Raw genomic sequence first — 19,724 nt, 5'->3', positions numbered from 1 at the left:
TCACGCGAGCGAGCGCTCGGCTTCGGTGAATGCCCGCGCGGCTTCCAATGTCGCGACGCTGTTTCCGCCCAGGGCCGCGCGCACCCGCCGTTCGACGTCCTCGCGATCGGTCGCGCCCAGTCGCGCGCGCAGCCGTTCCAGGTCGAGCTGGACGTGGTGATGCGAGGTGGCCGCCGTCGTGTCACCGTTCTCCTCCAACGTCCACTTCCCGTGGTGGGCGAGGAATCCGTCCGGGACCACGGTCTGTTTGTAGGCCAGTTCGAAGCGATCGGTCACCACGCGGTAGGAGCGGGTGGTGTGCGCCTCGCCCGCGCTGTTCACGGTGTCCATCTCCAGGATCTGCGCGTCGTCCACCGAGGACAGCGCCACGCGCGACACGTGGGGCAGCCGTTCGGGCCACAAGTCGGCCCGGTACAGGAAATCGAAGACCGGTTGCGCGGGCGAGGCGATGGCGACGGTGTCGGAGAACGCGAGGGAGACGATGGAACCGTCGCTCCTGCCGACCGCCGTCGCCGCGACCGCCGCGAGTTCGGCGTCGCTGTTCGCGTCGAGGGCGCGCTGTATCCAGGCCACCGAGTCGGGATCGTCACCGACCGCGCTGAACCGGTGGTCGAGGGTCAACGTCGAGGTGCCGTCCCCGGTGGAGTCGACCCGCCACGTCCCCGACATCGAGGCGACGGGCGCGGCGGAGACGAGTTGCCGGAAGGTCACCGTGCGATTCCCGGCGTCGAGCTCACGCCGCGACCGCCACGTCTTGACCGTGTCCTGCGCCGTGGCCCAGATGTCGAGCGATTCGGTGCCGTCCGGGCCTGGTTCGCGCCGCACGTGGACCGTGGGCGGGAAGATGATCGGCCAACTCTGCGCGTCGGCGATCACCTCGTAGATCTGATCGGCCGACGCCGCGACCTCGACACTGTGCCGTGTCGTGTATTCGGCGGGGCCGGAACCTGATTCGGACATGACTTCTCCTGGAGCTGGTGATTTCGAGAGTGCGCGTCAGCGCAGGTGCACGCCGCCGTCGACCAGGAGCACGGTCCCCGTCGAGTATCCGGCCCCGGCCAGGCCGAGTACCGCTTCGGCGACATCGCCCGGCAGGCCGATCCGGCGCAGCGGGGCGATCGCGCTCACCTGTTCGCGCGGACCGGTGAGGGCGGTGGTGAATTCGGTGTCGATGAGACCCGGGGCCACCGCGTTGACACGGATGTCGGGCCCGAGCGTGGCGGCGAGCAGCCGGGTGAGATGTTCGATCGCGGCCTTGCTCACCGCGTACGGGATCGAACTACCCGCGGGCCTGCTCCCGGCGATGGAGGAGATGTTGACGATCTGTCCGTGCGGCGATTTACGCAGGTGCTCCACGGCGGCCACGGTCAGCCGCCAGGTGCCGAAGACGTTGACCTCGAAAATATCCCGCCAGACCTCCACCGAGGCGCCGGCGAGATCGTCGTGTGGGATCTGCCGGGTCACGCCCGCGTTGTTCACCAGGACGTCGAGTCCACCGAATTCCGCGACGACCCGGTTGATCAGATCGCCCGCTTCGGTCTCGTCGCTGATATCGGCCCGGAAGTAGAGCGCGCCGGGAATATCGGAGGCGACCTTCTCCCCCGCGTCCACCGAATTGGCGGAATTCACCGCGACCCGGTAACCGGCCTGCCCGAATCGTCTGGCGATCTCGGCGCCGATTCCCGACGACGATCCGGTCACCAGGACGACGGGCTGGTCCGCGTGTTCTTTCCTACTGCTCATTTCCATTCCTTTCACCCGTGGTCGCGAGTTCGATCGCGGCCACCGGGCACGAATCACGCACCTCGTCCAGGCGGGCGCGCACTGCCGGATCAGCCGAATTCACCTCGGCGTCGACCACGACGACGGTGCCGCTGTCCTCGTCCTGCGCGAAATGCCGCGGCAGCAGCCGGGCACACTGGCCCGAACCGATGCACAGTCCCGGGTCGGCGTCGATGTACACGGCATCGCCTCACCACGTCACCCGCAGGCTGTGCAGCCCGTAGACGGATTTCTCCGGCCCGAAAGTCTGGTCGCCGGTGAGTCGCAACGTCGGGATCCGGTCGAAGAGCCTCGTCAGCGCGATCTCGAGTTCCTTACGCGCCAGTGGCTGCCCCAGGCACTGGTGGATGCCGAAGCCGAACGCGAGATGGCGGTTGGGCTCCCTGCGGATATCGAACCGTTGCGGCTCGGCGAAGGTCGAACCGTCCCAGTTGGCCGCGGTCACCGAGGCGATGACACCCTCGCCGCGCCGGATCAGCGTGTCGCCGATCCGCACATCCTCCAGTGCCACCCGGGGTACACCGGTGTGCACGATCGACAGGAACCGCAGGAGTTCCTCCACGACCTTTCCGATCAGTTCCGGATCCGAGCGCAGCAGCGCGTGCTGATCAGGATGGCGCAGCAGCGTATAGACACCGAGGCCGATCATGTTCGCGGTCGTCTCGTGCCCGGCGATCAGCAGCAGCAGGGCCGAACTCTTCAGATCCTCTCGGTGCAGTTCACCGGAGGACTCGCGTTCGAGCACCAATCGGGAGAGCACATCGTCGCCGGGATGCGCCAGTTTGCGGTCGGCCAGTTCGCCGAGATATTCGCGCAACTCCACGACCGCGCGCGCACTCTCCTCCAGGGTGAATTCCGAACTGAGCATGCGGCGACCCCGCTCCTGGAAGTACTCGTGGTCGCTGTAGGGCACGCCCAGCAGTTCGGCGATCACCGCGGAAGGAATCGGAAGCGCGAAATTCGAGATGAGATCGGCCGGTTCTCCCGCGGCAAGCAACTGCTCGATGAAACGGTCGACGATCGATTCGATGGCGGGGCGCAGCCCGTCGATCCGTTTGACGATGAATTCCCGGCTCAGCATCCGGCGTAGTCGGTCGTGCTCGGGCGGATCGAGCCGAAGGAACGGAATATGTTTCTGTCCCACGCTGGCGCGCAGCGCGGCGGAGACGAAAGGGAATCCGGGATTGCGGGCGTCGGCGCTGAACCGGTGATCCGACAGCGTCGCCTTCACGTCCTCGTACCGGGTGAGCAACCAGGCCTCGGCGCCGTTGTAGAGCGTGATGCGGGCGGCGGGCGAGTTGCCGCGCAGCAGTTCGTATTCCCGCGGTGGCGCCAGGTCGTCGGTGCGGTCGAACGGGAACGCGGGTATCTGGGTCTGCGTGTCTACTGGCACGGCTCGAACCTTCCTTCGTTGAGCGAGGTGGTGGTCACGATGTGCCGAGCCGATCCCACGAGAGCGCGGGATCGTGTGACCGCAAACGGTTCTCGGCGAAGGATTTCGCGGCGTCGAGGGTGTCGAGACTGTGCTTTCCCAGGGCGGAGCGGACCAGGCGGGTGGCCGCCTCGATGGTCGCGTCGGCGCCGAGTACCTGCCGCACCCCGGCCGGGTCGAGCGCGATGGTGTGCCGTCCGGTGATCGTGACCGAATCGGCGTGCTGTTCGACCGACCACTGTCCGAGGTGCGCGCGGGCGATCGGCGGCACCGTCAACGGCTTGTACACCACCCGCGCCTGCCCGAGGCAGATGCGGATCGACGGGATCCGGTGCCGGGTTCCGTCGTCACCGAGCACCGTCGTCGACACGGTCTGCACGCCGTCGTCGTCTTCGTCGTAGTCGACTTCGTGGACGTGGGCGATGCCGCCGGGCCACAACTCCAGCCTGCGCAGGAATTCGAAGACGTCGCCGACCGATCCGTGCGTGCGCACCACGTCCTCGAAGGTGTACACCCACGCGCCGGGCCCGCCGGGCAGCGCGGCGGACTCGGCCAGTTCGGTCAGGATCCGGCGCACCACGATTTCGAGGGAAGCTGCTGCGCCCGTGTCGGTTCCGGCCGGTGCTGTGGTCTCGATATCGACCGCGCCCGCGAGATCGTCGCGGTAGCGCACGACGGTGGCCGGACCGTCCGCGCGGAACACCAGGGCCGTGGGCACTTCCGACGTCCGGCGCTCCAGTACGACCGACCGGACGGATCGATCCTGTTCCAGCCACAGTTCGAAGGTCTCGACATCGTCGGTGGCGGCGAGCGCCCTGGTGTGGATCACCGGACCGGCGAACAACGGCCAGGAATGCACATCGGCCAGGATCCGATCCACGGGCCGTGCGACCGATCTCGCGCTCGCGGCGGGGTGGGAGGGCAGTGCGGTCATCGTCGACTCTCTTCTCCTTGTGGACGATTCGTCGTTGTGCGCTGTCCCCCGGCTCGTCCGGGCAGCAGGGTCGCGCTGATCACGGCGCCGACCAGGATCACCGCCGCGACGCCGAACGCGGTGGCGTATCCCTCGGTCACCTCGGCCCCGGTCGGCACACCCGCGTCGTCGGTGCGCGCGGCGGCGACGATGGTCAGGACGGCCAGTCCCACCGAGCCGCCCAATTGCCTGGTGGCGTTGGCGAGGCCCGACACCACCCCGGCGTCCTGCGGTGCGACCCCACCGATCGCCGTGGCCGCGGTCGGTGCGAGTGCGAGACCGATGCCGAGGAACACCACGACTCCCGGCGCGATCACCGCCCAGCCGATGGAGGAATCCGATCCGAGCAGCGTCAACGCGGCGAACGCGGCGGCCGAGAGCCCCGCTCCACCGATGATCACCGGCCGCGCGGGTATGCCCCGCTTCAACAGTTTGGCCGCGGACTGGGCCCCGATCACGGTGGTCACCGCGAACGGGACGAAGACCAGCCCCGCCTCCAGCGCCGAAAGTCCGCGCACCCCTTGCAGATACAGCGAGACGAAATACAGCACCGAGAAAAATCCCGCGCCGAGCAGGAACATGGTGAGATTGGCGACCGCGACGGCACGCTGCCGCACGATCCGCAACGGAAGCAGCGGATGCTCGGCGATCCGCGCCTCGACCACCACGAATGCGAGCAGCAGCACGATGCCGATCACCGTCGCGATCGCCGCGATCGCGTCGAAGCTCGCCGCCTTGCCGAATTCGACCAGGCCGTAGACCAGCGCGATGAAACCCGCCGTCACGGTGAGGCTGCCGAGGATGTCCAGCCCGCCCTGCGGCCGGGTGTCGTCCTTGCGCAGATAGATCAGCGCGAGCACCGCGAGCACCAGCCCCACGGGCACGTTGACCAGCAGAACCCAACGCCAGGACAGGAATTCGGTCAGCAGACCGCCGAGCACCGCGCCGATCGCGCCGCCGACCGCGCCCATCATCGTCCAGGTCGCGATGGCCTGGGTGCGTTTGGGACCTTCCTCGAAGGTGGCGGTGAGGATGGCCAGGGTCGACGGCGCCAGTACCGCGCCACCGATGCCCTGCACCGTCCGGGCGACCACCAGCCAGACCGCGTTGGTCGCGAGTCCGCCCGCCAGGCTCGCGAGGGTGAAGGCGGCCAGACTGAGAACGAAAACCCTTCTCCGCCCGAACAGATCCGACGCGCGCCCCCCGATCAGCATGAATCCGGCGAAGGTCAGCGTGTAGGCGGTGACCACCCACTGGAGATCCTGTTCACCGAATCCGAGCGAGGTTCTGATGCCGGGCAGCGCGACGTTGACGATGGACACGTCGAGCACGACGATCAATTGTCCCGTGCAGGCGAGCGCGACCAGGATCCATTCCCTGGTGCGTGCCACGGCGGCCGCGGGTGGTGACACACCGGCGGATTCGGCAGTCGCTTTGTCGATTCTGTTCGTCATATCCGTTTCCCGATCGTGTCGTGGCGCTGCGCCGCGGCGTTCAGGCTCCGGCAGCGGCGCTCAGCCCGTTCTGAAGGTGGGTGAGTAATTGACGTGGGGTGGTGATGTTCTCGAGTTCGTCGTCGGACAACTTGACGCCGTACCGGCGCGAGATGACCGCGGCGGCCTCGAGCAGGGCGAGCGAGTCGTAGCCCAGGTCGGCGAAATCGGCATCGAGCACGTCGCCCTCCAGATCCACCGACTCGTCCTCACCCGCGGCTTCTCGCAGGATGTCCTTCAATTCCGTGACGCCGACCTGCACGCTCATGATTGGCTCCTCCGCTTGTTCTCCGATCCGGTGATCGGGACAAGCCGAGCCTGACATCAGTCGCTGGACGTTCCCTGGAATCGCGCTGTAGCCGGACGCGCGGGCGAGCGGCGACAGCGGCCGAGGTATCCCGGAACCGGTCGCAGAGCGGCGCGGAAACGGTCGGCTGGGCTATCCATACGACCAATGATGGGTGAGAAACAGTAGATTGGTAAGATGCCACTTTGAAGTGGGTTGCTAACCAGAAGAAAGTTTGCAGTATGTCGACCGAATCCCAGGCCCTGCTCCGTCGCGACTGCCCCGGTCGCGTACTCCTCGATCACATCACCGGCAAATGGGGAATCCTGGTGCTGACCTCACTGACCGAGGGCCCACTGCGCTTTCACCAACTGCGCGCGGGCATCGAAGGCGTCAGCGACAAGATGCTCACCCAGACCTTGCGCACCTTCGCGAGCGACGGACTCGTCGAGCGCACCGTCCTGCCGACCGCACCCCCGTCGGTCGTGTACGAACTGACCGAACTCGGCGCCGAGGCCGCCCGGGAACTCGAACCGTTCCTGCGCTGGGTCCGCGCCACCGCGAGTGCGGGCGTCCCCGTCCGGGCGTAGCCCGAAAACCCCCGGCACTCTTCGCTATCCGAGCAGCCCGAGCGGACGAATCACTGCAAGACCGACACCGAGGCCGGCGATGACCACCGGCCCGATGAGGTACACGACCGTGGCCCCCAGCCGGACCAGGATCGACACGAACCCTGGTCGCGATGTTGCGCTGTGCCGTGCCCTGCCCGGACGGGCACGATGCGTCGTCTTCACCGTCATGCGTTTCGCTTACCCGACGAACGGTCGGTCAACCGCACCCGCTCCCGTTGTCCGGGATTCGTCATCCACCCGACCACGTGCGCCACGCGGAGCACCTCTCACAGCAGTCCACGCCGGTGGGCGTAGATCGCGGCCTGGGTGCGGTCGCGGACGCCGAGGCGGTTGAGAATGCTGGAGACGTGGTTCTTCACGGTGCCTTCGCTCAGGTAGAGGGAGCGCGCGATTTCCCGATTGGCCGCACCGGCCGCGACCAGGCGCAGGACATCGGTTTCCCGGTCGGTCAGTTCGATCGGGGGTGCGGTGGTGCGCAGACGGACCAGTGCCGCGAGGCGGGCGGCGACGGTGGCGGAGTACTGGTCGACGCCCGCGTGGGCGAGATGGATGGCCCTGGCGAGTTCGGGTGCGGGCAGATCCTTGAGCAGATAGCCGGACGCTCCCGCGTGCAGGGCACGGACCAGGTATTCCTCGTCGTCGAAGGTCGTCAACATCAGCACGGTCGTCTCGTCACGCAGCACGGCGGCGGCTTCGACACCGTCGATACCCGGCATGCGGATATCCATCAGCACCACATCGGGCGCGAGTTCACGCGCGAGTTCTATTGCGGTGGCGCCGTTCTCGGCGGTGGCGACGACCTCGATCCCCGACTGTAGGGCCAGCAGCGCGGCGATTCCTTCTCGGACGAGGCGTTCGTCGTCGGCGATGAGGACGCGCAGGATGGCGGTCACGGTGCCGACACCGTGGCCAGCAGGCGTGTTCCGGTGGCCCCGGTGGTGATGCTCAATCGGCCGCCGACCAGATCGAGTCGTTCGCGCATGCCGCGCAGACCGTGTCCCTCGACGGCGTCGGGCCGCAGACCTCGCCCGTTGTCGCTGATGTCGAGGGTGCGTGCGGTCAGGTCGACGTCGACGGTGACCGTGTCCGCGCCGGAGTGGCGGCGCGCGTTGGTCAATGCCTCCTGCGTGACGAGATACAGCGCCAGGCGCACGGATTCGCCGACCCGGTGCTCGTCGCCGGAGAGTCGCAGTGTCACGGTGAAATCGGTGTCGCGCAGTCGGGCGATCAAGGCTCGCAGGGCCGTGGCCAGGGTGAATCCGTCGGTGTCGTCGTGCAATGCGCCCACCGCGCGACGCACCTGTTCCAGCGCCTGCCTTGCCGAATCGCGGCCGTCGGTGAGCGCCCGGTCGGCGGTGTCGGGCTCGAGGGTGCGGTAGGCGGCGGCCTTCTCCAATTGGATCGCGGTGACCACGAGATGGTGGCCGACGGTGTCGTGGATATCGCGGGCGAGGCGGGTGCGTTCGGCGACCGTCGCCAACGTGACGGCCTGATCGGCGTACTCCGCCAACCGGGCGTTGGCGTCGGACAATTCGACGAGCAGCGATTCGGCCCGGCGTCGGCCCGCTTCCTCGCGGCCCGCGATCACGGCGAGGGTGAGCGCGAAACCGATACCGACGGCGAACATCAGCAGATCGGGAACGGCTTCGGGATCGCCGCCGAACCCCGGACCCACCGCGACCAGCACAGTGGCGAGCACCACCTCGGCCGCGCCGAGCCCGTAGGCGATGCGATGACCGAGGGTGAAATACGCGGTCAGCGGGATCAGGACGAACAACAGTTTCGCGTTACCCGCGCAATCGAGCGCGGTGACGAACGCGAACAGCGCCGCGCGGACGGTCAGTGCCGCCACCGCATAACTGGGCGTGACCGGTATGCGCGATTCCACCGATTCGAGTGCGCCCGCCACCGCGAGTCCACAGGTGAAACCCCACAGACCGAGCGCGTCGCACTCTCCCGACGCGGCGACGACGAGCCCAGCGACCAGTACGGACAGGTAGAGGAACCACGCCACCCACGTCAATGCTCGGGGACGGATCATCCCCCGAGCGTAGAGCCGTATGCGGGTGTGCGGGTATCGCCGAAACGAAGTTCGGCCGAAAGTCATGGGTCGCACGACACTTCACCACGTGACCAGCGGATTCCTAGCCTCGGTCCTACCTCGAGAAGGGAATCGGCATGGATACCTCACTACTGCGGCTCAGCGCGGCGGCAGGCATCGTCTGCGGCGCGGCCATCGCACTGGCGGGAGCATTGGAATCGGCGATCGGCCACAAGGTCACGCTGACGCAGATACTCAACGGCGGCTCGGTGCCGCTCGGCATCGGCCTGCTCATCGGGCTGTACCTGTGGCAGCGCCACCGACTCGGACGATTCGGCACGGCGGCGTTCGTGGTGCAATTCCTCGGCTTCGGCTATTTCGCCGGTATCGCCTACGCGCGCAATTTCGTGCTGGTCTACCTCGACCGTTCCGTCGTCGACGAACTACTCGAGGGACCGGCGCGGTACGCGTTTCTCGCGACCGCGATTCTGGCGCTGACCGGCACCTGGTTGTTCGGCGCCGCACTGCTGCGTTCGGGCTCGGTGCCGAAAGTGGCTGTCGCACTGTATGTGGTCGGGCTGTCGGCCTTGTGCCTGACGTTCCTGCTGCCCACACCGGTGGTCCGGCTGGGCCATGTGCTCGGCGGCGCGGGGCTGGTGTGGCTCGCCGTCGCGCAATGGCGGCACGCCACCGTGAGCGAGTCCTCCCCCGAACTCCGTCCCGCGTACGGGTGATTGTTCGTCAGGCGTCGCGGGTGCGCTGCCACCACGGATAGGCGATCCAGACGCAAGCGAACAGCACGGCGGACCCGATTCCCGCGATCAGCGCCGGAATCGGGCCCGCGACGAGGTCGAAGATCAAGACCGCGACACCGGTGACCGCGAACCCCAACAGCAGCAATCCGAGCAGGGCGCAGCGGTGCGCGATCCGAACGACCTGGTCGATCCGGCGCAGGCGGAACAGAATTCGGTGCGCGGCGACCGGGGCGGTGAGGAAAACCGTCGCGGCGATCGAGGTCGCCACGACGAAGAGATAGACGACCTGCATCGACCAGGAAAGCTCGGTGAAACGGGGCTGGAACGGCAGTGTCAGCAGGAAACCGGTCAGCAATTGCACGCCGGTCTGCACGACGCGAAGCTCTTGGAGCAGGCTCGACAGGTTTCGGTCGAGTTGTTCGGTGCGATTCTCGCCACGGACCCGGAAATTCCACTCGCGATCGGTTTCCGGCGCGTGCTCGGTAGGCGGTGCGGCACTGTCGGGATCGGACCGGTTCCGGCGGATGGCCGAAGGGGTGCTCTGCTCGTTCGAATCGATCATCGGGGTCTCACGTCGTGCTTTTCACTGCCGCGGAATCGTCACGCGGGACCGAGGTGGCCGCGTTCCGAGTTGGGGGTTCGAGAGAACCGCGCTCCCCGCACCCTCTCGGTGCGGGGAGCGCGGTTCGCCGGGATCAGGCGTCCGGGCGCGGGATATCTCCGCGCCACGCGCCGGTCTCGTTGTGCTGGTCCTCGATGAAGTCCTTGAATCGCTTCATGTCACCGTTCACTCGGTGCTTCAGTACGCCGAGTTTGTCGGCGGCGTTCTCCACGAAACCTTCCGGATCGACCTCCATCTGCGCGGTGATCCGGGTGTGGGTGTCATCGAGACGATGGAAGGTGATCACACCCGCGTGGTTCGGGCCGCTGTCGGATTTCCAGGCCACCCGCTCGTCCGGGTGCTGCTCGGTGATCGTCGCGTCGAATTCACGGGTCGCCGGACCGACGTGGATACGCCAGTGCGTATGCCGGTCGTCGAGCTGCCGGATCTCCTCGACACCTTCCATGAACTTCGGAAACGACTCGAACTGCGTCCACTGGTTGTAGGCGGTCCGTACCGGTACCTCGACATCCACGGTGGCTGCCAAAGTGCTCATGATGTACCCCTTTCGTGCGAACGTTCGGGTCACATATCGCCTACCCGGGCCGCTGGGCCTCAAACCGTCCTCGCCACTCCCGGCGGCGATGATCGGCGCAAGAGCATCGGAAAGGTCATCTGCGGCAACGGTTTCGATGGCATGCTCCTGCCACCGATCTCGGATCAGGCTCGAAGGAATGCGAGCAGATCGGCGTTGATGGTGTCGGCGTGCGTGGTGGGCATACCGTGCGGGAACCCCCGATAGGTCTTCAGCGTCCCGTTCTTCAACAGCGCCGCCGATTTGGGACCGGACGCCACGTAGGGCACGATCTGATCGTCCTCGCTGTGCATCACCAGAACCGGAATCCCGATCTGTTTCAGATCCTCGGTGAAATCGGTCTGCGAGAACGCCACGACTCCGTCGTAGTGCGCCTTCGCGCCGCCCATCATGCCTTGACGCCACCAGTTCGCGATGACGGCCTCCGACGACTCCACGCCCGGCTGATCGTAGTTGTAGAACGGACCCGACGGCAGCGCCCGGTAGAACTCCGAGCGATTGGCCGCCAACTGGGCCTGGATGTCGTCGAAGACGGATTTCGGCAGACCTTCGGGATTGGCCTCGGTCCGCACCATCAGCGGGGGCACGGCACTGATCAGCGCGGCCTTGGACGCTCTGGTCTCGCCGTGCCGCGCGAGGTAGTGCGCGACTTCACCGCCACCGGTCGAGTGGCCGACGTGCACGGCGTCGCGCAGGTCCAGGTGCTCGACCACGGCGGCGAGGTCGTCGGCGTAGTGGTCCATGTCGTGACCGTCGGCCGTCTGCGAGGAGCGGCCGTGGCCGCGTCGATCGTGGGCGACGACCCGGTAGCCGTGCGCGAGGAAGAACAACATCTGGTTGTCCCAGTCGTCGGCGGACAGCGGCCAGCCGTGACTGAAGACGATGGGCTGTCCCTGGCCCCAGTCCTTGTAGAAGATCTCGGTCCCATCCGCGGTCGTGACTGTGCCCATGGTTACCTCTCTTCGACGTGGACCTCACCGATATCGGGAGGTCGGGTGGCCGCTCGAAATACCGGAGGCCGATTACGCCCGGACTCGATCGGTCCCCGTGGCCCGGCTCCCGATGTAGGTCGGCATCGTCGCCGGCACGCGCCCACCACCGCAGTCAGCATACTTTCAGCTAATAACGCGTGGATGCTTTCCCCGTACGGAGTCGGCCTTCAGGGGCATTCGATGGGGCGACCACCGCGATCCTGCGGTTCCGGAGCTCAGAGAAACACCCGAGGCCGTCGGACGCCGTGCGAGAACACGACGGCGGAGACAGATGTGTCAGCGGAAGAACCCGAGCGCCGCGGCCAGGGCGAAGGCCATGCCGAAGGCGATGAGAACAGCGGCCACCACGGAGGCCGACATGATGACGACGCCGGTGGTCAGGGTCGTGACGATCAGGCCCGACAGCCAGGCCGTGCCCGGCTCGAATTTGGGAGTTCTGTCAGGAGGGGTTGGATTCACAGCCATATCGGGAAGACTCCCCGTGCTATTGATTGCGGCGCCGTCACGCTCGGTGGCAGCTGTCCGGTTGCTGAACGGTGATGGCCGACTTTCCGGCGCGGCACCGGCCGGCGGAGGCTGTCTTCTTCAACCGTTCCACTCGGCGATACCGCCGTCTTGCAGGGCGACCCAGTGCTGGCTGACAGCTTCGTGACGATCCCTAGTTGATATTTTTACCAGCATACGAGCTTGGTAGTAGACCATTCCGTGATAGTTAACCAGAATGTTGCTTGGATTGCGCGGGCATCGTGACCGGTCTCATAGGCATCCGATGCCGGACCGTCACCGAGCCCCTCGCCGACGAGTTCCCGTACACCCCGCACCCGACAACGGGCGGCGAACGCGGTGGTACCCGCGCGTAGACCGGCACCGATGTACGAAGATCATCCGGTACCGCGTCGACGCGGCCGCACCGCAACCGCTCCCAACGAGCGAACTCGTTGCCGGTTCGTCCGCGCGCGCCGCACTGGCACCGATCGACCGCGCCCGGTCATCCCGAAGGAGTTCGCACGTGACGATTCCCGGTCACCCCATCGACATCCTGCTCGTCGAGGATGATCCGGGCGACGAATTGATGACTCGGGAAGCGTTCGAGGACAACAAGATCGGCAATACCCTCCATGTCGTCCGCGACGGACAGGAAGCTCTGGACTACCTGTTCCGCGAAGGTGAGTACGCCGACGCGTCCCGGCCGGATCTGATTCTGCTCGATCTCAACCTGCCCAAATACGACGGCCGCCAAGTCCTGGAGAAGATCCGCGCCGACGACGAGTTGACCGCCATCCCCGTGGTCATCCTGACCACGTCGGCGGCCGAGGAGGACATTCTGCGCAGCTATCAGTTACACGCCAACGCCTACGTCACCAAACCGGTCGACCTCGAACAATTCGTCGCCGCCATCAAGCAGATCGACAACTTCTTCGTCTACGTCGTGCGACTGCCCCGCCGCGGTTGAATACCGTCAGTCCCGCACCCCCGAGACGGCCTTGGCGTTGGCGGCGAAATCGGCGAAAGTGGTGCCGGACTTCTCGCGGTGACTGAGTGCCCGAATGGATACGTCGTGGCCTTCCGCCGCCTTGCGCAACGCCCCGACGGTGGCCTGTTCCCGGGGGATGTGCTGGAACGGATCGAAGGAATACCAGCGCATCGCGTTCTGATGGGTGATCTTGTCGATCTCGTCGTCGGGCACGTCGTAGGTGGCGAACACGCGCTCGAGTTCTTCCGGAGCGCCAGGCCACATCGAATCGCTGTGCGGATAGTCCATCTCCCAGCACATATTGTCCACGCCGATCTCGTGGCGATTCTTGACCCCGATCGGATCGGAGATGAAACAGGTCAGGAAGTGCTCGCGGAACACCTCCGACGGACGCTTACCCCCGAAATCCTGATGTGTCCAGGTGGAATGCATCTCGAATGTGCGATCCACACGGTCGAGGAAATACGGAATCCAGCCCGTGCCACCCTCCGAGAGCGCGATCTTCAGGTCCGGGTAGTCCTTGATCGGTTTGGACCACAGCAGGTCCGCCGCGGCCTGCACGATATTCATCGGCTGCAATGTGATCATCACATCCATCGGTGAATCGGGCGCGGGTATCGACAGTCGCCCCGACGATCCGATATGGACGCTCATCACCGTGTCGGTCTCGACCAGCGCCCGCCACAGCGGCGCCCAGTAGTCATCGTGGAACGACGGATAGCCGAGCGCGGCAGGGTTTTCGGTGAAGGTCAGCGAATGCACACCCTTCTCCGACACACGCCGCACCTCCGCCGCGCACAGTTCGGCGTCCCAGATCACCGGCAACGCCATCGGAATGAACCGGCCCGGATGCGAACCGCACCAGTCGTCGATATGCCAATCGTTGTAGGCGCGCACCAGCGCCAGCGAGAAATCCGAGTCGTCGGTGGCGAACAACCTCGCCGCGAAACCAGGGAAGGACGGGAAGTTCATGGTGGCCAGTACGCCACCGGCGTTCATATCCTTGACCCGCTCGTCGGGATCGAAGCAGCCGGGACGGATCTCGTCGAGTCCCTGCGGCTCGAGGCCGTACTCCTCCTTCGGCCGTCCGGCGACCGCGTTCAGAGCGACATTCGGAATTACCGTATCGCGGAACCGCCAGGTATCCGACCCGTCGGGATTGTGCACCAACCGGGGAGCGTCGTCGATATACCGCTTCGGCAGGTGATTCAGGAACATGTCGGGCGGCTCGATGATGTGGTCATCGACACTGATCAGAATCATGTCGTCTTTGTCCACAGTGGTTCCTTCCATTGTCACCACGAGGTGCTATACGCGCGTACAGGTTATCGCAGCGCAGGAAGGGATTATGGCGAATTCGCGGGACCGGTCCGAGAAGATTCCGCCGGAACGACACAGCCCGGCGCCGTGGTCATTCCCAGGGGGTCAGCACCACTTTTCCCCGCGAATGCCCCGACTCGCTGAGCGTGTGCGCGAGCGCGACGTCGTTCAACGGCAACACGCGGTCGAGATGGATGCGCAGGTCTCCGGCGGCGGCGAGTTCCCCGATCCCCACCAGTTCCGCGGGTCGTGGGCGCGCGGTGATCTTGCGACAGCGCGGATCGGCGACGGCATCGGATTCCTGGGCCGTGATGTAGCGGCCGTCCGTACGCAGCACTTGAAGCGAACGCTGCCCGTACGCGCCCCCGACGAGATCGAACACGACGTCGAGGCCATCGAGCGCCGTCGTGAAATCGGTAGCGGTGTAGTCGATCACCTCGTCGACGCCGAGCCCGCGGAGGAATTCGTGATTGACCGCTCGCGCCGTGCCGATGACGTACGCGCCGCGTTGTCGGGCGAACTGGACGGCGAAGTGGCCGACGCCACCCGCGGCGGCATGGACGAGGACGCGCTCGCCCGCTCGAAGGTTCGCGGCTGCCAACCCCTGCCACGCGGTCGACGCGGCCGTCGGGAGGGCCGCGGCACGAATATCGTCCAAGCCGGGCGGGCGCAGACCGAGACTGTCGGCCCGCGCCACGACGTACTCGCTGTAGGTGCCGGTGCGACTGTGCACCATGCCGAAAACAGCTTCCCCCGTGGCGAATTCGGTCACGCCGAGTCCAACTTTCACCACCGTGCCGGAGAGGTCGAACCCGACGGTGAAGGGCGGCGGACCGAGGAAAGTCACACGCCCCGACCGTAATTTGCAGTCGACGGTGTTCACCGACGTCGCGCCCATTCGCACCAGCACCTCGCCCCGGCCGGGTTCCGGGGTCGGGACTTCGATGGTTTCGAGAACGTCCGGACCGCCGAGCCCGCGCTGACCGATCGCCTTCACCGGTCGCCGGTCGCCGATCCGCGCCCGGGCCGCATCATGTCCGCCGCCGCGAGGTGGGCCGACCATCCGGCGCGGCGGATCCAGCGGGCTTCAAGTATCGCTCGAACGCGTCCACCAGTTCCTGATGCGCGGTCGTGACCCCTATCCCCTGTTCCAGGTTGAGAAATTTCGGCATTCCGGTGAGCAGGAGCAACAGCGCGCCGGGAGCGAGATCACCGCCGAGCGGACCGAAACCTCGATGATTCGTGGTGAGCGCCTCCAATTGGAGTGTGCGCACCCGCTCGGTCACTGCGGCGATCTCCGCGCGCACCGATTTCCTGTGATTGCCAAGGGCCATGAACTCGGTGGTCAGCGCGCTGGTCGCCTCGTCCCGGCTGTAATTCCAGAGCACTCGCGGCAATTGGTCGGCCGACACCTGGAGCACCCGCGTCAGATGCGCGATATTGCGCTCCGAGTAGCGGCGGATCGCCGCGAGGAAGATTCCGTCCAGGGTGCGGAAGTAGTACTGCACCAGACTCGGCGTCACGTCGGCCTTCGCCGCCACCGCGCGAAACGTGACCGCGGCATATCCTTCGTCGAGCATCAACCGCTCGACACAGTCGAGCAGGATCTCCCGCGTCTTCGATGTCTCCGCACCGAAACGGCGAGGTGTCACCGTCATACCCACCTCCCGATCGCCCGTCATGAACTGCCGCCGAAATAGTATGCTATACGACCGCATAGCATCGCAGATCAGGCGATATACCGGTCGCCGTCAGCGTCTTTCCCGACGAGCCGCACCGCGATCCTGGGCCGGACGTGCTTATCCCGGGCTCGTGTACTTCAACGAACTCACCCAGGGTGGTCATTTCGCGGCGTGGGAACAGCCCCGGCTCTTCTCCGAAGAAGTGCGCGCGGGCTTCCGGTCGCTGCGCTGATCCCGGCGTCGGCGAACACGCTCGAATCTCGGTGACCTGACCGATTATTCGAGCGAGCCGTCCCTGGCGACCGCGGGCGGATCGCGGTCCGTCGATCGATGCACTGTTCCGAACCGACGCCCGGTACCGAATTCGGTGGAAAACATCTGTGCCGCAGCGGATTATCGCGGGCATGGATGAACCGCCGGTGACACGCCTCCGATGGAGTTCGGTCCCCTCGACGGTCCGGGCGGATGTGGAGAAGTGGCTCGGCGCGCGGGTGCGGTCGGCCGAGGACCAGTCCGGCGGTTTCGGTCATGGTGTGGCGGCTCGCCTGTTCCTCGACGACGGTTCGTCGGTATTCGTGAGCCGGATCACACACCGGGGATATTGCGCAGGTTGAGTCGGGCGAGGTCGACGATGTCGCCGACGCCGCCCGACAGCACGATCTTGCCCATGGCCATGGCGAATCCGCGCGCCTCGGCGGCGGTGAGGTGCGACGGGACTTCCAGCGCGTCCGGGGTGGTGACCACGTCCAGCAGCGCGGGACCGTCGTGTTCGAGCACCGCGCGCACGGCCTCGCGCAGGTCGCCGGGTTCGGTGACGCGGCGGGTGTAGAAACCCGCGGCCGCGGCGATCGCGGCGTAGTCGACCTGGTCGTGGTCGGTTTCGAACGGCGGATCGCCCGCGACCATCATCTCCAGGCGCACCATGCCGAGACTGGAGTTGTCGAAGACGACGATCTTGACCGGCAGCCCGTGGGTTTTGACCGTGAGCAGTTCGCCGAGCAGCATCGCCAGGCCCCCGTCGCCCGAGAGCGAGACGACCTGGCGATCGGGATGGGCGAACTGCGCCCCGATCGCCATCGGCAACGCGTTGGCCATGGAACCGTGCACGAACGAGCCGAGCAGTCGGCGGCGGTCGGTCGGAGTGATGTAGCGGGCCGCCCAGGTGCAGCACATACCGGTGTCGACGGTGAATATCGCGTCGGCGGCGGCGAATTCGTCGACGAGGGCGGCGAGATGTTCGGGGTGGATGGGTTTGTGGGTGGCGATGTGGGTGCTGTAGGTGTCGACGCTGTGCCGCAGTTTCCGGTGGTGGGCGTGCAGCATCTCGTCCAGGAAGGCACGGTCGTCGCGCTGCGGGACACGGGGCAGCAGCGCCTCCAGCGTGGCGCCGACATCGGCGACGATTCCCTGGACGATGGGCGCGCGGCGGCCGAGTCGGGCGGGGTCGAGGTCGATCTGGATGTTGTTGCGCGTCGGGAGAAAGTCGTCGTACGGGAAATCCGTGCCGAGCAGGAGTACCAGGTCGGCGGCGTGCAGCGCCTCGTAACAGGCGCCGTAGCCGAGCAGGCCGGTCATGCCGACGTCGTAGGGGTTGTCGTACTGGAGGATGTCCTTGCCGCGCAACGTGTGTCCGACCGGTGCGCACACCCGCTCGGCCACACGCAGCACACTGTCGCGGGCGGCGGCACAACCGATTCCGCCGAAGATCGCGATACGGTCGGCCGCCCCGATCCGGTCGGCCAACTCGTCGACGGCGGCCGCCTCCGGACACGGCTTGGCCGCGGTGCGGACCGTGGCGCTGTCGACCGGGTCGGCGGCGGCGGACTCGGCGAGGATATCGCCCGGCAGGACCAGCACCGCGGCTCCGCGTCTGCCGATCGCGCTCTGGATCGCGCTGCGGGACAGACGCACGACCTGCTCGGGGTGCGCGACGGTCTCGCAGTAGTGACTGGTCTGTGCGAACAGCGCCTCGGGTTTGGTCTCCTGGAAGTAGCCGGTGCCGATCTGACGACTGGGAATGTGGGAGGCCAGAGCCAGCACCGGCGCGCCGGAACGATGCGCGTCCATCACCCCCTGGATCAGGTGGGTGTTGCCGGGTCCGCAACTGCCTGCGCAGACCGCGAGGCGACCGGTCAGCTGGGCCTCGGCCGAGGCGGCGAACGCCGCTGCCTCCTCGTGATGGACGTGCACCCACTCGACCCTGCCGTCCCGGCGCACCGCGTCACTGAACGCGTTGAGACTGTCCCCGACCAAGCCGTACACCCGGCGCACCCCCGCCTGAACGAGTACCTCGAGCAGTTCGTCGGCCACCGTACGACTCATCGAATTCCACTCCTTCGACATCCGGTTCCCGCGAGCATCGGACGAGCCGATGCGACGGTGCTGAACATGCGGGTTCGAGCGGTGCGCGCGAGCGTCGAAGACGAGCGTGCCGATCGGCACACTACGAGTTGTTCACCGGGTCCGGTCGGCGGACACACAGGGGGTGACCAGGCCGTTGTACTCCCGCCGGTGTCAGCGGTCGGCGTCGGTGAACCGGATGACGCCGCGGATATTGCGCCCTTCCAGCATGTCCCGATAGCCGTCGTTGACCTCTTCCAGGCGGTACCGGCGGGTGACCATGTCGTCGAGATTCAATTTGCCCGCCCGATACAGCGCCAGCAGATTCGGGATGTCGTGCTGTGGATTGCCCGCACCGAAAATGGTGCCCTGCAAATTCTTCTGGAACAGGGTCAGCATCGACAGATTCAGCGTGACCTCGGTGTCGAGTATCCCTCCCATCGCGGTGACGACACAGGTGCCCGCCTTCGCCGTCAACGCCAGGTACAGGTCGATATCGCGTCCCTCCACCCGGCCGACCGTCACGATGACCTTCTGGGCCATCGCGCCCGCCGTCAGCTCCGGCACCTGCGCGAACGCGGCATCGATATCAGGATAGACGTGGGTGGCGCCGAAATGCCGCGCTTGCTCACGTTTCCACTCGACGGGGTCGATGGCGAAGATGTACCGGGCTCCCGCCAGCACCGCGCCCTGCAACGCCGCCACCCCGACGCCGCCGATTCCGATGATCGCCACGTCCTCGCCCGGACGCACGTCGGCCGACCGCGTCGCCGATCCGAATCCGGTCGTGACACCGCAGCTGAGCAGACACGCCACCTCGAACGGTATCTCCGGATCGATCTTGACCACCGAACTGCGGTGCACCACCAGATACGGTGCGAAGGTGCCGAGCAACGACATCGGATAGACATCCCGGCCACGCGCCGTGACCCGGAACGACCCGTCCGACACCGAGGCGCCCGCGAGCAGCCCGGCGCCGAGATCACACAGATTCGTCCGTCCCGCACGACACGACGGACACCGGCCACAGGACGGAATGAACGACAACGCGACGTGATCACCCACCGCGATATCGTCGACCCCGTCCCCGATCTCGATGACGACGCCCGCGCCCTCGTGTCCCCCGAGGATCGGGAACGACGCCATCGGAATATCGCCGGTGGCCAGGTGGTGATCGGAATGGCACAGCCCCGCCGCTTCCATCCGGATCTTCACCTCACCGCGACGTGGATCACCGATCTCGATGTCCTCGATCGACCACGGCTGATGGAAATCCCAGATCAACGCGCCCTTGGTCCTCATCGACCACCTCCAGTGCTGAGTATG

The 19,724-nt window shown here is 66.4% G+C and carries 21 protein-coding genes; 3 read left to right on the top strand and 18 right to left on the bottom strand.

Annotated elements, in window-relative coordinates:
• The 7 genes from JZ792_RS01940 to JZ792_RS01910 are packed head-to-tail and all read right to left on the bottom strand — an operon-like array spanning position 1 to position 5,948.
• Positions 1-960: an aromatase/cyclase gene (locus JZ792_RS01940; RefSeq protein ID WP_216906040.1), complete on the bottom strand. Its 960-nt coding sequence runs from the start codon at positions 958-960 to the stop codon at positions 1-3.
• A 36-nt stretch (positions 961-996) separates the two neighbouring features.
• The gene (locus tag JZ792_RS01935; RefSeq protein ID WP_216906038.1) at positions 997-1,743 is read right to left on the bottom strand and encodes an SDR family NAD(P)-dependent oxidoreductase; all 747 of its coding nucleotides are present in this window, start codon (positions 1,741-1,743) and stop codon (positions 997-999) included.
• On the bottom strand, positions 1,733-1,963 hold the full coding sequence (locus tag JZ792_RS01930) for a ferredoxin (protein ID WP_216906036.1): 231 nt from the start codon (positions 1,961-1,963) through the stop codon (positions 1,733-1,735). The genes JZ792_RS01935 and JZ792_RS01930 overlap by 11 nt, the downstream gene beginning before the upstream one ends.
• 9 nt (positions 1,964-1,972) lie before the next feature.
• Complete coding sequence (locus JZ792_RS42865) at positions 1,973-3,175, bottom strand: cytochrome P450 (RefSeq protein ID WP_216906034.1); 1,203 nt, start codon at positions 3,173-3,175, stop codon at positions 1,973-1,975.
• Between the two features lie 34 nt (positions 3,176-3,209).
• A complete protein-coding gene (locus tag JZ792_RS01920) occupies positions 3,210-4,148 on the bottom strand; it encodes an SRPBCC family protein (protein ID WP_216906032.1) in 939 nt (312 codons plus the stop codon).
• Complete coding sequence (locus JZ792_RS01915; protein ID WP_216906030.1) at positions 4,145-5,641, bottom strand: MFS transporter; 1,497 nt, start codon at positions 5,639-5,641, stop codon at positions 4,145-4,147. Before JZ792_RS01915 ends, JZ792_RS01920 begins: the two co-directional genes overlap by 4 nt.
• Before the next feature lie 40 nt (positions 5,642-5,681).
• Complete coding sequence (locus JZ792_RS01910) at positions 5,682-5,948, bottom strand: acyl carrier protein (RefSeq protein WP_109525837.1); 267 nt, start codon at positions 5,946-5,948, stop codon at positions 5,682-5,684.
• A gap of 260 nt (positions 5,949-6,208) precedes the next feature.
• Here JZ792_RS01910 and JZ792_RS01905 point away from each other — a divergent pair, with 260 nt between their 5' ends.
• The gene (locus tag JZ792_RS01905) at positions 6,209-6,556 is read left to right on the top strand and encodes a winged helix-turn-helix transcriptional regulator (RefSeq protein WP_216906028.1); all 348 of its coding nucleotides are present in this window, start codon (positions 6,209-6,211) and stop codon (positions 6,554-6,556) included.
• Between the two features lie 308 nt (positions 6,557-6,864).
• On the opposite strand, the gene JZ792_RS01900 is transcribed toward JZ792_RS01905, so the two are convergent.
• Together JZ792_RS01900 and JZ792_RS01895 are read right to left on the bottom strand one after the other, a co-directional pair.
• Positions 6,865-7,491, bottom strand: coding sequence for a response regulator (locus JZ792_RS01900; protein WP_216906026.1), 627 nt, complete (start codon positions 7,489-7,491; stop codon positions 6,865-6,867).
• Positions 7,488-8,639, bottom strand: a complete 1,152-nt coding sequence (locus JZ792_RS01895; RefSeq protein ID WP_216906024.1) for a sensor histidine kinase — start codon at positions 8,637-8,639, stop codon at positions 7,488-7,490. Before JZ792_RS01895 ends, JZ792_RS01900 begins: the two co-directional genes overlap by 4 nt.
• 137 nt (positions 8,640-8,776) lie before the next feature.
• Between JZ792_RS01895 and JZ792_RS01890 the strand changes: the two genes are divergently transcribed.
• A complete protein-coding gene (locus JZ792_RS01890; protein WP_216906022.1) occupies positions 8,777-9,373 on the top strand; it encodes a hypothetical protein in 597 nt (198 codons plus the stop codon).
• Positions 9,374-9,380: 7 nt separating this feature from the next.
• On the opposite strand, the gene JZ792_RS01885 is transcribed toward JZ792_RS01890, so the two are convergent.
• The 4 genes from JZ792_RS01885 to JZ792_RS01870 all read right to left on the bottom strand — a co-directional run bounded on the left by JZ792_RS01885 (position 9,381) and on the right by JZ792_RS01870 (position 12,047).
• Entirely contained in the window at positions 9,381-9,956 is a 576-nt protein-coding gene (locus tag JZ792_RS01885; protein ID WP_254189096.1) for a DUF6328 family protein, read from the bottom strand.
• Between the two features lie 133 nt (positions 9,957-10,089).
• Positions 10,090-10,551 carry an SRPBCC family protein gene (locus tag JZ792_RS01880; protein WP_216906020.1) on the bottom strand — a complete coding sequence of 154 codons (462 nt, stop codon included), beginning with the start codon at positions 10,549-10,551 and terminating at the stop codon, positions 10,090-10,092.
• 164 nt (positions 10,552-10,715) lie between these two features.
• Complete coding sequence (locus JZ792_RS01875) at positions 10,716-11,540, bottom strand: alpha/beta fold hydrolase (RefSeq protein ID WP_216906018.1); 825 nt, start codon at positions 11,538-11,540, stop codon at positions 10,716-10,718.
• A gap of 318 nt (positions 11,541-11,858) precedes the next feature.
• The gene (locus JZ792_RS01870) at positions 11,859-12,047 is read right to left on the bottom strand and encodes a hypothetical protein (protein ID WP_216906016.1); all 189 of its coding nucleotides are present in this window, start codon (positions 12,045-12,047) and stop codon (positions 11,859-11,861) included.
• A 544-nt stretch (positions 12,048-12,591) separates the two neighbouring features.
• Here JZ792_RS01870 and JZ792_RS01865 point away from each other — a divergent pair.
• Positions 12,592-13,035, top strand: a complete 444-nt coding sequence (locus JZ792_RS01865; protein WP_216906014.1) for a response regulator — start codon at positions 12,592-12,594, stop codon at positions 13,033-13,035.
• Positions 13,036-13,041: 6 nt separating this feature from the next.
• Here JZ792_RS01865 and JZ792_RS01860 read toward each other — a convergent pair whose 3' ends face one another.
• The 5 genes from JZ792_RS01860 to JZ792_RS01835 form a co-directional block, all read right to left on the bottom strand.
• Entirely contained in the window at positions 13,042-14,334 is a 1,293-nt protein-coding gene (locus tag JZ792_RS01860) for an amidohydrolase family protein (RefSeq protein WP_216906012.1), read from the bottom strand.
• Between the two features lie 133 nt (positions 14,335-14,467).
• Entirely contained in the window at positions 14,468-15,373 is a 906-nt protein-coding gene (locus JZ792_RS01855; RefSeq protein WP_216906010.1) for an NADP-dependent oxidoreductase, read from the bottom strand.
• Between the two features lie 34 nt (positions 15,374-15,407).
• Positions 15,408-16,034, bottom strand: coding sequence for a TetR/AcrR family transcriptional regulator (locus tag JZ792_RS01850; protein WP_216906008.1), 627 nt, complete (start codon positions 16,032-16,034; stop codon positions 15,408-15,410).
• Positions 16,035-16,643: 609 nt separating this feature from the next.
• The gene (locus JZ792_RS01840; protein ID WP_216906006.1) at positions 16,644-18,380 is read right to left on the bottom strand and encodes a thiamine pyrophosphate-dependent enzyme; all 1,737 of its coding nucleotides are present in this window, start codon (positions 18,378-18,380) and stop codon (positions 16,644-16,646) included.
• A 192-nt stretch (positions 18,381-18,572) separates the two neighbouring features.
• Positions 18,573-19,700 carry an NDMA-dependent alcohol dehydrogenase gene (locus JZ792_RS01835; RefSeq protein WP_216906003.1) on the bottom strand — a complete coding sequence of 376 codons (1,128 nt, stop codon included), beginning with the start codon at positions 19,698-19,700 and terminating at the stop codon, positions 18,573-18,575.
• Positions 19,701-19,724 lie beyond the last annotated feature (24 nt).

Source organism: Nocardia noduli (assembly GCF_019038455.1).
Taxonomy (GTDB): domain Bacteria; phylum Actinomycetota; class Actinomycetes; order Mycobacteriales; family Mycobacteriaceae; genus Nocardia; species Nocardia noduli.
Note: the sequence above shows the minus strand (reverse complement) of the source record. Positions and strands in the feature narration are given on the sequence as shown.